This window comes from Brevundimonas vesicularis (genome assembly GCF_032067225.1).
Lineage (GTDB): Bacteria > Pseudomonadota > Alphaproteobacteria > Caulobacterales > Caulobacteraceae > Brevundimonas > Brevundimonas vesicularis_F.
In genome coordinates this window covers 23,853-35,820 of record NZ_DAMBJX010000033.1, presented here as the reverse complement: position 1 = coordinate 35,820, position 11,968 = coordinate 23,853, and the positions used below count along the sequence as shown (strand labels likewise).

Below are 11,968 nucleotides of genomic sequence, written 5' to 3'. Positions count from 1 at the left end.
TGAGCATGCCGAGCGCCAGAACATCGACCTTCATGAACTTCAGGACGTCGATGTCGTCCTTGTCCCATTCGATGACCTGGCGGTCCTTCATCGCGGCCGGCTCGATCGGGACCAGGTCGTCCAGGCGATCGTGCGTCAGGACGAACCCGCCCGGGTGCTGGCTGAGGTGGCGCGGGGCCCCGATCAGCTGACGCGACAGCTCTAGCGCCAGGCGAAGCCGCCGGTCTTCCAGATTGAGGTTGAGGTCCGCGACATGCTTGTCCTCGACGCCCTCGCTGGAATAGCTCCAGACCTGGGACGACAGGGTCTTGATCAGGTCCTCGCTGAGCCCCAGCGCCTTGCCGACGTCGCGCAGGGCGCCGCGCGAGCGATAGCGGGTGACGACGGAGCAGAGCGCCGCATGGTTTCGGCCGTAGGTCTCGAAGATCCACTGCATGACGACTTCGCGCCGCTCATGCTCGAAATCGACATCGATGTCCGGGGGTTCGCGGCGCTCCTGGCTGACGAAGCGCTCGAACAGCAGATCATTGCGGCCCGGGTCGATCGAGGTGATGCCCAACACGTAACAGACGGCGGAGTTGGCGGCCGAACCCCGTCCCTGGCACAGGATGTCCTGGCTGCGGGCGAAGCGCACGATCGAATGGACCGTCAGAAAATAGGGGGCGTAGTCGAGCTGGCCGATCAGATCGAGTTCGTGCCGAAGCGTCTTGCGCACCCTGTCCGGCAGCCCTTCCGGATAGCGGTCGGCGGCTCCGGCCCAGGTCAGCTGTTCGAGGGTCTGCTGCGGCGTCATGCCCGGCGTCGAGACCTCGTCGGGATATTGATAGGCCAGTTCGTCGAGGGAGAAGCGGCACCGGTCGGCGATCTCGACCGAGCGGGCCAGGGCCTCGGGATAGGCCTTGAACAGGCGGTGCATCTCGGCGGGGGGCTTCAGGTAGCGATCCGCATGGCGTTCGCGCCGGAAGCCTAGCTCGTCGATCGTGCAGCCGTGTCGAACGCAGGTGACCACGTCCTGCAACAGGCGTTGGTCCGGGTGGTGAAAGAGGACGTCGTTGGTCACGACGGTCGGCACGCCCGCCTGGACGGCGAGGTTCGACAGGTCGTGCAGCCGCAAGGCATCGCGGGGGCGTCGTCGCAGCGTCAGGGCGAGATAGGCGCCCGCAGGAAAGGTCGCCTTCAGCCGTCGCAGATTGGCGGCGCAAGCCTCGTCCGCCTCGTCCGGAACCAGGATGGCGATCAGGCCCTCCGACCAGTCTTTCAGGTCCGACCAGTCGAGGTGGCATTTGGCCTTGCCGGCGCGTCGTTTGCCCAGGGAGAGCAGGCGCGTCAGTCTGGAATAGGCCGGCCGGTCGGTCGGAAAGACAAGCACGCCCGTCCCATCGATCAGATCAAGCCGGCAGCCAACGATCAGCCGTACGCCGGAGGCCTTGGCCGCCTCATGGGCGCGGACGATCCCGGCCAGCGAGTTGCGATCCACGATGGCGAGGGCCTCAAGCCCGCACAGCCGCGCCTGTTCGAACAGCAGCTCGCAACTACTGGCGCCGCGCAGGAAGGAAAAGTGCGAAGTGGCTTGAAGCTCGACGTATGACATGGGGATTAAACGGGTTCGACCTCCCCGACAGCACTCCGGCGAGCCGAATGGCAAGCGTCGCCTTGGACAAATGTTTTCTTTTTGTTCTCGTGTTGATATGCAGGCTGCATGTCCGGCGTCGCCACCCGCAAGATCGTCCACGTGGACATGGACGCCTTCTTCGCCTCCGTGGAACAGAGGGATGATCCCGCCCTGCGCGGTCGGCCCGTGGCAGTCGGTCATGCGGCGGCGCGCGGAGTGGTCGCCGCCGCCAGCTATGAGGCGCGGCGGTTCGGGGTGCGGTCAGCCATGCCCTCGACGACCGCCCAGCGGAAATGTCCGGACCTCGTCTTCGTCCCGCCGCGCTTCGAGGTATATCGCGCGGTGTCGACGCAGATTCATGCGATCTTCGCGGACTACACCGACCTGATCGAACCCCTGTCGCTGGACGAGGCCTATCTCGATGTGACGGCGGACAGGCGAGGCCTAAGGAGCGCCTCGGCGACGGCGGAGGCGATCCGGCGGCGAATTCTGGAGGAGACCGGCCTGACCGCCTCGGCCGGGATCTCCTACAACAAGTTCCTGGCCAAGCTGGCGTCGGACCAGAGAAAGCCCAACGGGCAGTTCGTGGTGGCCCCGGGGCGCGGCGAGGCTTTCGTCGAGGCCCTGCCGGTCCAGCGGTTTCACGGCGTGGGGCCGGTGACGGCCGCCAAGATGGAGGGTCTGGGCATCCGCACCGGCGCGGATCTGCGCCGCCAGCCCCTGGCCTTTCTCCAGCATCATTTCGGCAAGTCCGGGCCCTGGTATTACGCCATCGCCCGTGGCGAGGACGATCGGCCGGTCAATCCGGACCGGACCCGCAAATCGAGCGGTTCGGAAACCACCTTCGCCTCCGACCTGACCGAGCCCGAGGCGATCGAGGCCGGGGTGGCGGCGATGGCGGACGAGGTCTGGGTCTGGTGCGAGAAGACCGGAAGCCGAGGACGGACTGTCACCGTCAAGGTCAAATGGGCCGACTTCCAGCAGTCCACCCGCAGCCGCTCCCTGTCCGAGCCCGTCGGCTCCCGCGAGGCCTTGCGCGACGTCAGTCGGCTGCTGGTCCGGTCCCTCTATCCGCCGATCCGGGGCGTGCGGCTGGTCGGGGTCAGCCTGTCCAATCTGGAGACGACGGGCGCGGCGGCGAACCAACTGGCCCTGTCGTGACCAGACCCGCGCAGATCGACCTGTTCGGAGAGGCGCCTTCTCTTGCGCCGGTCGTACCGGGGTTCGACTATTGGGCCGACGTCCTGTCGGCGCCCGAACAGGCCGCGCTGGTCGCTGCGCTCCAGACCCTCGCGTTCAAGCCCTATGAGCATCTGGGCTACCTTGGCCATCGCCGGATCGCGGCCTTTGATCGAGCAGCCGACGGCGCGGGATGGCCGGCGTTCCTCTCGCACTTGCTGGCGCGCTTGGCGGGCCGGCTCGATCTTGACGGCGCGGCCTTTGTCCAGGTTCTGGTCAATGAATATGCGCCGGGCGCCGGCATCGGCTGGCATCGCGACCGTCCTGTCTATGGCGAGATCCTGGGCCTGTCCCTGCTGGCGCCCTGCGTGATGCGGCTGCGCCGTCGCGAGGGGGCGGGCTTTCTGCGTCGAAATGCGGCGCTGGCGTGCGGCTCGGTCTATCGCCTGTCGGGGGAGGCGCGCGCGGCCTGGGAGCATTCGATCACGCCGATGACGGCCTTGCGCTATTCCATCACCTTCCGGACCCTGACGGCTTGACGATTGTTGGGTCGACTGACGTCCAGCGGTCCGGATCGGCTGGGTCAGGCAAGCTCGATCCAGACCGGCGCGTGGTCGCTCGCGCCCTCGGTGCCGCGGACCGCGCGATCGACGCCGGCGTCGGTCAGCCGTTCGGCCGCGAGACCGTTGAGCAGCACATGGTCGATCCGCAGACCCGCGTCGCGGGACCAGGCCTCCCGGAAATAGGACCAGAAGGTCCAGGGCGGCGGTTCGTGCGGGAAGCGCTCGCGCAGGGCGTCGGTCCAGCCTTGGTCGAGCAGGCTCTGGAAGGCGGCTCGGCTCTCGGGTTGGAGCAGGGCGTCGGTTTTCCATGAGCGGGTATTGTAGATGTCGGCGTCGGTCGGGACGACATTGTAGTCGCCGCAGAGAATGACCGGCGCCTCGGTCGAATATAGCGACGCCGCGTGAGCGTTGAGCCGTCGGGCCCAGGCCAGCTTATAGTCGAACTTGGGCCCGGGCCTGGGATTGCCGTTAGGCAGATAGAGGCAGCCGATCAACACGCCATTGACCGCCGCCTCGATATAACGGGCCTGGCGGTCGTCGGCGTCGCCGGGCAGCCGGCGTCGGGTCACGACCGGCGCGCCGATCCGGCTCAGGATGGCGACGCCGTTCCAGCGCGATTCGCCGACCCAGACCGCGCTATAGCCGGCCGCCTCGAGCTCGGCGGCTGGGAACTGCGTGTCGGCCGCCTTCAGTTCCTGCAGGCAGACCACGTCCGGCTGGACCTGTTCCAGCCAGCCGAGGAGGTTGGGCAGGCGACGATTGACGCCGTTGATGTTGAAGGTGACGAGCCGCATCCCGTCACGGCGTCCGCAAGGCCGCCAAAGCGGCGCGCACATGGGAGGCGAGGGCGTCGGCCATCCTCCCCACGCCGGCGGCGTTGGGATGGATCCGGTCCGGTAAGACATAGGCTGGGTGCAGCGCGACACCGTCCATCAGGAACGGCATCAGGGGCGCGTTCGCCGTTCGAGCGACCTCGGGGTAGACTGCGTCGAACGCCCAGGCGTAGGCGCCGAACCAGGGCGGCGCCCGCATGCCGCACAGCAGAACGGGGATGTTGCGCTGTTGGAGTTTGTCGATGATCGACAGAAGGTTATCCCTGACGTGATCGGTCGGGACCAGCTGCATCATGTCGTTGGCGCCCAGGGCGACGACGCAAAGATCCGTCTGGCCCGGCACGTCCCGATCGAGCCGTCTCAGACCGTCCGTTGTCGTGTCGCCGGACACGCCTGCGCCGATGATGCGAACCGGGGGCGTGTGGGTCGCCAGTCGCGCCGCCAGTTGTCGCGGCAAGCTCTCAACCGGCTTGAGGCCGTAGCCGGCGGTTAGGGAATCGCCGAGAACCGTTACGACCTGCTCAGTATTGCCCACAGGCGGCGCTCCCGTCAGCGTCTGATGTAGCGAGTGGGCCGAAACCGGATCTGGAGCGGTCGGCGAGCAGCGGGTTCAGCGTCATGGCCTACCCAAAAGCTCGCCGAACCTGTCGTGTTCCTGCCAGATCGCCTGAAAAACGATCCCGAGCTCCGGCCGTGATGCCCTGAGACGTCTGGCGGTCCATCGTCGTCACGGCAGTGAGATCCGAACGAAGGCCGTTGATCAGCCGTGCGGCTTCAGCACGACCTTCGTCCATTCGTTCGGATTGTCGTGGAAGTTCTTGTAAGCCTCTGGCGCCTGCTCAAGCGGCAGGCGATGGCTGATCAGATCCGTCGTGTCGATCTTGCCGTCCATGACGAGCTCAAGGAGCTGGGGCAGGTATTTCTGCACATGGGTCTGGCCGGTCTTGATCGTCAGACCCTTCTGCATGAGGGCGCCGATCGGCAGCTTGTCGCCGATTCCGCCATACACGCCGGGGATCGATACCCGGCCGCCCTTGCGACACGCCATGATCGTCTCGCGGAGGACATGTTGGCGATCCGTGCCCAGCTTCGTTTCCTGCTTCACCGCATCGATGATGTTGTCGGGCGAAAAGCCATGCGCCTCCATGCCGACGGCGTCGATGCAGGCATCCGGCCCGATGCCGGCGGTCATCTCCATCAGGGCTTCTCGAACCTTGACCTCGTGATAGTTGAGGACTTCCGCGCCGTTCGCCTTGGCGAGCTCCAGTCGGCGTGGATGATGATCGATGGCGATGATGCGGCCGGCGCCCATCAATCTGGCGCTCTTGATGGCGAACAGACCGACGGGCCCGCAGCCCCAGATCGCCACCGTGTCGCCGGGCTCGATCTCCGCGTTCTCGGCCGCCATCCAACCCGTAGGAAAGATGTCGGACAGGAACAAGACCCGCTCATCCTCAATCCCGTCCGGCACCACGATCGGGCCGACATCGGAATAGGGGACGCGGACATATTCCGCCTGACCGCCCGCATAGCCGCCGGTCAGGTGTGAATAGCCGAACAGGCCGGCGGCCGAATAACCGTAGGCGATCTCGGACGCGTCGGACTTGTCGGCGGGATTGGAGTTGTCGCAGGCCGAGAATTGCTGCTTGCCGCAATGGAAACACGAGCCGCAGGCGATCACGAAGGGCACGACGACTTTCTGGCCGACCTGAAGGCTTGTGTTGCCACGGCCGATCTCGACAACCTCGCCCATAAACTCATGGCCGAGGATATCGCCATTAGACATACCGGGGATCACGCTGTCGTAGAGGTGCAGGTCTGATCCGCAGATGGCGGTCGCCGTGATCTTGATGATCGCATCGCGGGGATTGACGATCTGAGGATCGGGGACCGTGTCCACCTGAACATTGTGTTTGCCGTGCCAGGTCAGAGCGCGCATGAGAATTCCCTCCGGGATCAGAAATGACGATCGGCGCGCGGCGCCGCGTCGGGGGCCTTGGACGTCGAGATTTCGCCCGTCTCCATCAGCTGTTTGAAACGTCGCAGCTCGCGCCGGGCCTGGACCCGGGGCTCGCGCTGCATCACCTTGGCGACCAGTTTGCCAACGGCGCCCGCCGGCGGGTCATAGCTGATCAGGACACGCACCTCGGTTCCACGGCCAAAGGCGTTGTCGCGAAACTCGATCCAGCCCTGGTGATCGACGTCGCTGTCTTCTGTGGAGCGCCAGGCGATGTACTCGCCGGGACGGTCTTCGGTGATCTCGCTCACAAGCTCGATCTCCGCACCGGCCGGGCCGGCGACGCTCCAGCTCGATCGGAGGGCGTCCAGAAGATCCACCGACCTCACATTCTCCATGAAACTGGGCAGGTTTCGAAAGTCGCGCCAGTAGTCATAAAGCCGTTGACGGGGCTGGTTGATCATGACGGCCCGGATGCTGGTGGAGTCGTAGGCGCCTTCGACATAGTCGTCGTCGTGGAAGGCGGGTGACTGAACGTCGGCGTCTGTCGAAAGCGGGGCGGACATCGTTGATGCCTCCTTGATGTTGGACGGTCGGGATCAGGCGGCTCGAGACTGGGGCGGGCCAGCGTAGCGTTCGAACTCTTCGGCGTAACGCGAGGCCAGACGGACCTGGTGGTCGCCATTGGCCTTCAGCGTCAGCAACCAATCGCTTTCTTCTTCGAACATGTGGGTGAGAACGGCGCCTTCGATGTGGACCCACTTGTCCAGCCAGGCGGGCTTTGAGGGTGCGATATTTTCAAGCTCCGCCATCTGAGCCTTGGTGGTCGTCTGCTCGAGATAGGCGTGGGCCGCGTGCATCTTTTCGCCGGCCTGGCCGAGGGCGGGATAGAGGACCAGCTCCTCGGCCAGCGCATGGCCGTTGAGCACGACCGCGAGCGCATCGCGAGCGGCGTTTCTTTCTGCGGCGGTCCTGGCAGTCCGGCCACAGGCGAAGGCGGCGCGGATGGCGTCGTGATGATCGAGCACCAGCGAAAGCCAGTCTCTAGGCTGGGAGGCGGCCCGGGCCTTTTCCGTCGCCGCCTTGCGCGTCTCGTCGTCAGGCTGCGGGGTGACGGCGGCGAGCGCCTTGTCGATGAGGGACATCAAACCTCCCGTGAAAGAAGGTTCAAGAGCCGTTAGGAGTTGTCCGTTCCGCCTGTCCAATAACGGGCACAACAGGTGTCCAGCTCGACAGTAAAACGATCCAAGGTCCGAAAACCGACCTTCGGAACAGCACTCGGAATGGCCCGGTTAGCTCGGCTTCAACCGAGGAGCCAACCATGTTCATGCATAACAAGCGCCTGATGTATACGGTCAGGGTAGCCGAACCGAACCCGGGTCTCGCCACCCTGATGCTTGAGCAATTCGGAGGTCCGCAGGGCGAGCTCGCCGCCGCCATGCGCTACTTCACACAGGCTTTGGCGGATGAAGATCCGGGCCGCAAAGACATGCTGCTCGACATCGCTACGGAAGAGTTAAGCCACCTCGAAGTCATCGGCTCGATCGTGTCCATGCTGAACCGGGGCGTGAAAGGCCAGATGGCTGAAGCCGCGATGGAGGAGGCCGATCTCTACGCCTCGCTGAACAGCGGTGGTGAGAGCCATACGACCTCCATTCTCTATGGCGGCGCGCCTGCCCTCATCAACTCCGCCGGCGTCCCGTGGACCGCCGCCTACATCGACTCGATCGGCGATCCCGCCTGCGACCTACGCTCCAACATCGCCGCCGAGTCGCGGGCCAAGATCGTCTATGAACGCCTGATCAACTGCACTGACGATCCCGGCGTGAAGGACGCCTTGAACTTCCTAATGACGCGCGAGGTGGCGCATCAGAAGTCCTTCGAGAAGGCCCTCTACGCCATGGAGCCGAACTTCCCGGCGGGCAAGCTGGTCGGCCTGCCCGCCTTCGCTGACAAATACTACGACATGTCTCAAGGAGAGGGCGATGCGCGCGGTCCCTGGAATGAGGGTGAGCAATGGGAGTTCATCGACGACCGTGAACAGCAGGGCGCCGTGGACGGCGGCGACGGCTCCGCCAGCGTCTCACTGGGCAAACTGGACGCCGCCGCTGTCCAGGCCTTTGCGGCCCGGACAGCCTCTGACCCCGACGGCAATCCTGTGACCGGGGCTGATCTAGGGGCGGGACCTGGGGCAGGGACCACGACCGAACTGATCGAGGACGAAGGCGTCAGTTAACCCATGTAAGTGCGCGACGCCCGGAAAGTCGCAGGATGGGTCTATGCTCGATCCTGCGACACCGTCCGGCGAGACCTCGCCATGTCTAGAGCCGCGCGAGGAAATTCTTTCGTTGTGGCGGGCGTTCGATACGCTCTCCTTCGAAAGTCGCAGTCGTGCGCTACGCCTGGGAGAGATCATTCCCGTCGTGTCGGGTGGACCCTATCGTCCGGATGGCGAGATCGCTGTCGTTCTCGAGGGTTGTCTTCTTCTCGATGACGGGAAACGAGGGACCCATTGCGGCGTCGCTGCGGCGGGCGACCTGATCGACATCGCAGGGGGAAGCCCAGGGCTCTGGCTGTCGAACGGCTTGGTGTACCGGGCGCCCGTGGCGGCCTTCTGCCGGGAGGCGGGTGAGGAAGGCGTTCATTTTCTGCTTGCAGGCGGCGTCAAGCGACTGAGGGCGATGGAGACGCGTTTGAGGTGCGCCATGTCGCATGGGGCGATCTCTCGCGTCGCCAGCTTTCTTCTGGACATTCATCGCGCTACCGGTGGCTTCGAGATCGCGCTGTCACAATCGAATATCGGAGCGCTGCTGAGCCTGCGCCGATCCAGCATCAATCAGGCGTGTCAGAGCCTTCGCGCCGCCGGCGCTTTACGTACGGTGCGGGGACGAATTCTTTTGAAGGATGAGGCTGTTCTCGCGAGCGTGGCCTGCTGTCACTATCGTCCGCAGTCTCCAGCGTTCGCCGAAGCCATCGCGGCCGAGGCGGCCTAGATCAGCTCGTCACCGGTCTCGGACCGGTGCGCCGAATACATAGATGCCGGCATGGACGAGCTTTGCGATCAAGTCGGGCGAGAGGAGCGACGGGGCTGAATCAACGTCGGCGATCCACCGACCATCGCACCACAGGGCGACAGCCTGACTCACCGCTTTTGCGCGCTGAGACGCCTGGGCCATGGCGTCAGCCATGTCGTTTGAGATCAGGGTCTCAGGCTCTCCGCCATCACGGTAGCGGATCTGATAGCGCAGAACGGGAGGATGGACGGTCATGCCACCCAGGCCTCCAGCACCTCTCGGCATTCGGCAGTTTCGACCTGGAGACTGAAGCGGTCGCTGTAGAGCGCCAAAAGGTGATCGTGAGGCTGATCGGCCGAACTGCAGACCCCGTCGCTGACCACCACGATGCGATAGCCCAGATCGATGGCTCCGAGCACGGTCGAGAGAACGCAAACGTCAGTTTCCGCCCCCGTTACGACGAGCGTATCGACACCCTGATCTTTGAACGCCTTGTGGAGGCGTGTGCCTGACCAGGCGGAATAGACCGTCTTGTCGATGATATGGGCGGGCGGCGCGAACCGCTGAAGCGGAAGCGCCAGATCCAACATCGCCGGATCGAGAGCGTTCTTCGTCATGGTCGACCAACGCCGCCAATAGTCGCGCCAGGCGCCCCCCGCCTCATCGGGCGTTGCGGCGGGGATGAAGCGGGTGAACCACAGCCTTTCAGGCCTTGCAGAACATAGCGCCTCGATGGCCGGAAGGGTTTTGGCTGCCCAAGGCGTATGCCATTCGGTCCCTTCCACGAACATGCGCTGCATGTCGATGCAAAGGTGCGCCGCTGTTTCCGGAATGCGCGTCTTCAGGCCGCGTGTCACGGCCTGAGCCTCGGCGTCTCTTCGCCCAGGTGGTGTTCGGTCTCGCCTTGCTCGACTTCGGTGCGGGAGAAGACCTCCTCCTGTCCCGCGTCGAGTATTTCGTCCTCGGGACCACCTAGACCGCCCTGCGCCAAGCCGCGCGTATGATCAATCTTGTCCCTGTGTGGCGTATGTCGGGTCATGTCGCCTTCTCGCCGGATCAAAAGACAACCAATCCTGGTGCGTCCGCTAAGTTTCATAGGTCCGATTTTGGACAGGCTTCTAGCCTGTCGAGAGTACCCCCGAAGGCGCGTCGGACAGCCCTTTACATGGGTTAGTGCAGGCATGCCGGGTTTGGGGGAACGCGGGGCATGGATGAGGACCTGCCGCCCCCAAACGATTCGCCATCCGATGCGCCGGGGCGGTTGGGGGAATTCGTCACTCTGTCATCTCGCGAGCGAGCAGCGCTGGCCGGGCTTCTTGAGCCGGTCCAGCATTGGCCTCGCCACCACGTATTACGTCATGAGGCGGCTGTACCATCTCATCTCTATCTGCTGACCAAGGGTTGGGTCGCATCATCTATCGCGCTTGCATCTGGCAAGCAGCAGATCGTGAAGGTCCATCTTCCGGGCGATCTCCTGGGAGCGCCCAGCCTATGCCTGACGACAACGGTCGACTGCCTGACCGCCATGACGCCCATCGCTGTGCACGCGATATCGAGGTCCAGGCTGATAGCGACATTTGAGGCCTATCCGCGGATTGCGCTTTCGCTCTTTCTGAGCGCGCAGAAAGAGCGTGTCGCGTTGATGGAAAGTCTGGCCGTGGTTGGTCAGGCGCCCGCACACGTTCGCATCGCCGCCACGCTGACCAATCTGTTCGATCGATTGTCCGAACGCGGCGATGCGCCGGGCGGCATGTTCCATATGCCTTTGACCCAGCGCGATCTCGGCGACCTGATCGGGATCACGCCGGTGCATGTGAACAGAACCCTTCGCGAGATGGATCGCCTGAATCTGATCAAACGGTCCGACCAGACGATTTCCCTGATCGATGTTGATCGGCTTCGCCGTATCGCTGGGCTGCCCGTCAGGCGCTATGTGTCCGGTCCCAACCGGATCGCGAGCGTCTGACGCCGCAGGCGCGGAGATGGAGGCGCAGCGGCCGCGCGCTAATGAGCTTCGGATGGATTTAGGCCGTCCGCCGTCTCGCGATCGGCGCGCCGCTTGAGGACCTAGACAGCTTCAGATCGAGATAGGAGGCGTCGAAGGCGACGCGCTCGGTCAGCGCCGTCCAGTCGTCGATCGACACCTGACCATTCCGCCATCGCACCAGGCCCGTGTCGCGAAGGACCTTGAGCGAGCGGTTCACGTGGACGCTCGACATCCCCAGCATGTCCGCTAGGTCCGATTGGGTCAGAGGGCATTCGAAGGTGTGGTCTTGGGCGAGGGCTACGGCTTCCAGACGGAGGTAGAGTTCACAGATCAACTGGCCCAGTCGTGTCCCTGCGTCTCTGCGTCCCAGCGCCACCAGCCACTGCCGGTGGATGGCCGCATCTATCAGCGTTTCAAGCCAAAGCGCCCGCGCAAGGCGAGGGGCGTGTTCCGTCACGCGCCTCAAGTCGGCGTGCTGGACAACCGCAACGGTGACGTCAGACAAGGCTACCAGGCTGTGATCCATCGTTTTCAGAAGAAAGCCATGCAGATCGATGAAGTCCCCGGGAACGCTAATCGCTGTGATCTGACGACCGCCGTCCGCCAGGGTCGAGACTCGGCCGACAAATCCCGAGAGCAGCAGCGTACTGAACGTGGGTCGATTGCCCTCTTCCACCAAGGCTTCGCCGGCTGCTGCGCGACGGCGCCCACTTAGGAGGCCTCCAAGCCGTCCGCGATCGTCGTTCGAGAGGTCGCCGAGGCGATGAAGCTTGGCATCGATGAGCGATTCCACGGACGTCATCCTTGCGAACAGAGGCGTCGG

Annotated in this window: 15 protein-coding genes; 5 read left to right on the top strand and 10 right to left on the bottom strand. The window is 64.4% G+C overall.

The genetic code is table 11. The annotated features are described in order from the left end of the window. Positions 1–1,591, bottom strand: a 1,591-nt coding sequence (locus RT123_RS10120; RefSeq protein ID WP_313009032.1) for a PHP domain-containing protein, incomplete at its 3' end; no start/stop codon positions are given. 108 nt (positions 1,592–1,699) lie between these two features. Between RT123_RS10120 and dinB the strand changes: the two genes are divergently transcribed. After that, positions 1,700–2,773: a DNA polymerase IV gene (gene dinB / locus RT123_RS10115; protein WP_313009030.1), complete on the top strand. Its 1,074-nt coding sequence runs from the start codon at positions 1,700–1,702 to the stop codon at positions 2,771–2,773. Continuing rightward, the gene (locus tag RT123_RS10110) at positions 2,770–3,330 is read left to right on the top strand and encodes an alpha-ketoglutarate-dependent dioxygenase AlkB (protein WP_313009029.1); all 561 of its coding nucleotides are present in this window, start codon (positions 2,770–2,772) and stop codon (positions 3,328–3,330) included. Before dinB ends, RT123_RS10110 begins: the two co-directional genes overlap by 4 nt. Positions 3,331–3,374: 44 nt before the next feature. Here RT123_RS10110 and RT123_RS10105 read toward each other — a convergent pair whose 3' ends face one another. From RT123_RS10105 to RT123_RS10085, 5 genes are all read right to left on the bottom strand, one after another. Then, positions 3,375–4,148 (bottom strand): exodeoxyribonuclease III, encoded by a 774-nt coding sequence (locus tag RT123_RS10105; RefSeq protein WP_313009028.1) that lies wholly within the window; start codon positions 4,146–4,148, stop codon positions 3,375–3,377. 4 nt (positions 4,149–4,152) lie between these two features. Further along, entirely contained in the window at positions 4,153–4,722 is a 570-nt protein-coding gene (locus RT123_RS10100) for an arylesterase (protein WP_313009027.1), read from the bottom strand. A 225-nt stretch (positions 4,723–4,947) separates the two neighbouring features. After that, complete coding sequence (locus tag RT123_RS10095) at positions 4,948–6,126, bottom strand: zinc-dependent alcohol dehydrogenase (protein ID WP_313009025.1); 1,179 nt, start codon at positions 6,124–6,126, stop codon at positions 4,948–4,950. 17 nt (positions 6,127–6,143) lie between these two features. Next, positions 6,144–6,710 carry an SRPBCC family protein gene (locus tag RT123_RS10090; RefSeq protein ID WP_313009023.1) on the bottom strand — a complete coding sequence of 189 codons (567 nt, stop codon included), beginning with the start codon at positions 6,708–6,710 and terminating at the stop codon, positions 6,144–6,146. Positions 6,711–6,743: 33 nt separating this feature from the next. Beyond that, a complete protein-coding gene (locus tag RT123_RS10085; protein WP_313009021.1) occupies positions 6,744–7,289 on the bottom strand; it encodes a hemerythrin domain-containing protein in 546 nt (181 codons plus the stop codon). A 176-nt stretch (positions 7,290–7,465) separates the two neighbouring features. Here RT123_RS10085 and RT123_RS10080 point away from each other — a divergent pair, with 176 nt between their 5' ends. Then, the gene (locus RT123_RS10080; RefSeq protein ID WP_313009019.1) at positions 7,466–8,380 is read left to right on the top strand and encodes a manganese catalase family protein; all 915 of its coding nucleotides are present in this window, start codon (positions 7,466–7,468) and stop codon (positions 8,378–8,380) included. A gap of 43 nt (positions 8,381–8,423) precedes the next feature. Beyond that, the gene (locus RT123_RS10075) at positions 8,424–9,137 is read left to right on the top strand and encodes a helix-turn-helix domain-containing protein (protein ID WP_313009018.1); all 714 of its coding nucleotides are present in this window, start codon (positions 8,424–8,426) and stop codon (positions 9,135–9,137) included. Between the two features lie 9 nt (positions 9,138–9,146). On the opposite strand, the gene RT123_RS10070 is transcribed toward RT123_RS10075, so the two are convergent. From RT123_RS10070 to RT123_RS10060, 3 genes are read right to left on the bottom strand one after another with little or no spacing between them, the layout of a single operon-like run. Next, positions 9,147–9,413, bottom strand: a complete 267-nt coding sequence (locus tag RT123_RS10070; RefSeq protein ID WP_313009017.1) for a hypothetical protein — start codon at positions 9,411–9,413, stop codon at positions 9,147–9,149. Then, a complete protein-coding gene (locus RT123_RS10065) occupies positions 9,410–10,015 on the bottom strand; it encodes a cysteine hydrolase (protein WP_313009015.1) in 606 nt (201 codons plus the stop codon). The genes RT123_RS10070 and RT123_RS10065 overlap by 4 nt, the downstream gene beginning before the upstream one ends. Next, a complete protein-coding gene (locus tag RT123_RS10060) occupies positions 10,012–10,197 on the bottom strand; it encodes a hypothetical protein (protein ID WP_313009014.1) in 186 nt (61 codons plus the stop codon). The genes RT123_RS10065 and RT123_RS10060 overlap by 4 nt, the downstream gene beginning before the upstream one ends. 168 nt (positions 10,198–10,365) lie before the next feature. Between RT123_RS10060 and RT123_RS10055 the strand changes: the two genes are divergently transcribed. Next, complete coding sequence (locus RT123_RS10055; RefSeq protein WP_313009012.1) at positions 10,366–11,124, top strand: Crp/Fnr family transcriptional regulator; 759 nt, start codon at positions 10,366–10,368, stop codon at positions 11,122–11,124. Between the two features lie 58 nt (positions 11,125–11,182). Here RT123_RS10055 and RT123_RS10050 read toward each other — a convergent pair whose 3' ends face one another. Beyond that, on the bottom strand, positions 11,183–11,938 hold the full coding sequence (locus RT123_RS10050; RefSeq protein ID WP_162233938.1) for a Crp/Fnr family transcriptional regulator: 756 nt from the start codon (positions 11,936–11,938) through the stop codon (positions 11,183–11,185). Between the last annotated feature and the right edge of the window lie 30 nt (positions 11,939–11,968).